Source organism: Sulfitobacter sp. R18_1 (assembly GCF_017743915.1).
In the GTDB taxonomy this organism is placed as follows: Bacteria; Pseudomonadota; Alphaproteobacteria; order Rhodobacterales; family Rhodobacteraceae; genus Sulfitobacter; species Sulfitobacter faviae.
Genome location: NZ_JAGHRG010000032.1, coordinates 1 through 1844 on the forward strand (window position 1 = coordinate 1; position 1844 = coordinate 1844).

Below are 1844 nucleotides of genomic sequence, written 5' to 3' on the forward strand. Positions count from 1 at the left end.
CTGTAGCCGCAAAGCAGTAATGTCACCCATCGGCAAAGCAGAAGTGTCACTCTCCTTGCATACGGTAGCGAGGATTAGTGGACATGGGATGGGTGACGATGAGTGAGCGCGAGTTGAACCGCGTTGAGGTTTTGGCGCAGGTCGACGATGGTCGGCTGACGGTAGCTAATGCGGCGAACATGTTGGATCTGACACGGCGGCAAGTGTTTCGGCTTTTAAAGCGATACCGCCAGGACGGCGCCTCAGCGATCCGGCATAAGTCGCGTGGGCGCGCGCCGAACAACCAAATCCACTCAGCCAAACGCGATTATGCGCTGACCGTCATCAAGGAACATTATCCGGACTTCGGGCCGACGCTTGCGGCTGAGATGTTGGCCGAACATCATGGGTTAAAGGTCTCGCGTGAGACGGTGCGCAAGTGGATGGTTGAAGATGGCATCTGGCTGTCTCGCAAGCAGCGCCGCCAGTTTCATCAACCTCGCCTGCGCCGGGAATGCTTCGGTGAGCTGATCCAGATCGACGGCTCGGACCATCGCTGGTTTGAAGACCGCGCACCACCTTGCACCCTGCTTGTGTTCATTGATGACGCGACCAGCACGCTCATGGAACTGCGGTTTGTGAAGTCAGAGAGCACGTTCAGCTACTTTGAAGCTTTGGAAAGCTATCTGCACAAACACGGTCGCCCGGTCGCGTTCTATTCTGACAAGCACACGGTGTTCCGTGTCTCCAAAGAGGACGCCAAGGGTGGTGCGCGGATCACCCAGTTTGGTCGGGCGCTGAGTGAGCTGAACATCGAGATTCTCTGCGCCAATTCGAGCCAGGCCAAAGGCCGTGTCGAACGCGCCAACCGCACGTTGCAGGATCGGCTGGTCAAGGAACTGCGCATCGCGGGCATTTCAGACATGGAAGCTGGAAACGCCTATTTGCAAGGCTTCAAAGACCGCCACAACGCCAGGTTCGCCAAGGCCCCGGCCAGGTCGGACAACCTGCATCGCGCGCTCAATGTCGAGCCGGATCGGCTGGCAGATGTGCTGTGCTGGCGCGAGAACCGCTATGTCGGCAGGCAGTTAACGTTCTCCTACGACCGCAAGCGGATCATGCTCGAAGAGAGTGACATCACGCGCGGGCTGGTTGGCAAATACGTGGACACCTACGCCTTTGTTGATGGCCGGTTCGAGGTCCGCTCCAAAGGCCGCTCCCTGCCCTACACAGTCTTCGACATGGATCAGCGCGTCACCCATGCGGCAATCACCAGCAACAAAAACCTGAGCGCAGTTCTGGAACACATCAAGGAGATGCAGGACGCCGCGCCGCCAAAGCCGAAGGTGCGGACAAATTCCGAGAAGATGGGTTATAAACCGAATGGGCGGCGTCCTGGCAGGCCCTCAGGGTCGAAAGCCAAGAAGAAGATTGCGCAGGCGGCGGAATAGGCCAAAATCGACGGTATGACTGAGGACGAGCCAGAGATCATCTTTTCCGAATACACCCAGACCGTCACCATCGACGGGCATCACTTTGACGTCGAGATTTACAAGACCAGCATCGATCCCGGCTGGATCCTGTCAGTTGAGAACCAATTCGGCACGTTGACGATTTCAGACAATCCGCCCTTCTTTGGTGATGTCCTTGCGTGGCGTGCCTTTGAAAAGATCGTGCGCGAAGACGGCGTCAGAGCATTCTACAATCAGACCGAACAACGGAAGCTGGGTCTCTAAGCCAATCCCCGCAAGGCTTTTCAGCCCTTCGATATGTGGGGTCTCCGGGCTGCAAAGCCTTGCTACCGTCGCGCCAGTAGTGACATTCCTGCTTTGCAAACCCAGTGACATTTCTGAATGGTGTTTACA

At 56.9% G+C, this 1844-nt stretch carries 2 protein-coding genes; both read left to right on the forward strand.

Going from position 1 to position 1844, the window contains the following annotated elements:
- The first annotated feature begins 83 nt into the window (after positions 1–83).
- Entirely contained in the window at positions 84–1430 is a 1347-nt protein-coding gene (locus J7392_RS24055; RefSeq protein ID WP_168613405.1) for an ISNCY family transposase, read from the forward strand.
- Between the two features lie 15 nt (positions 1431–1445).
- Entirely contained in the window at positions 1446–1715 is a 270-nt protein-coding gene (locus tag J7392_RS24060) for a hypothetical protein (RefSeq protein WP_088636303.1), read from the forward strand.
- Positions 1716–1844: the final 129 nt, after the last annotated feature.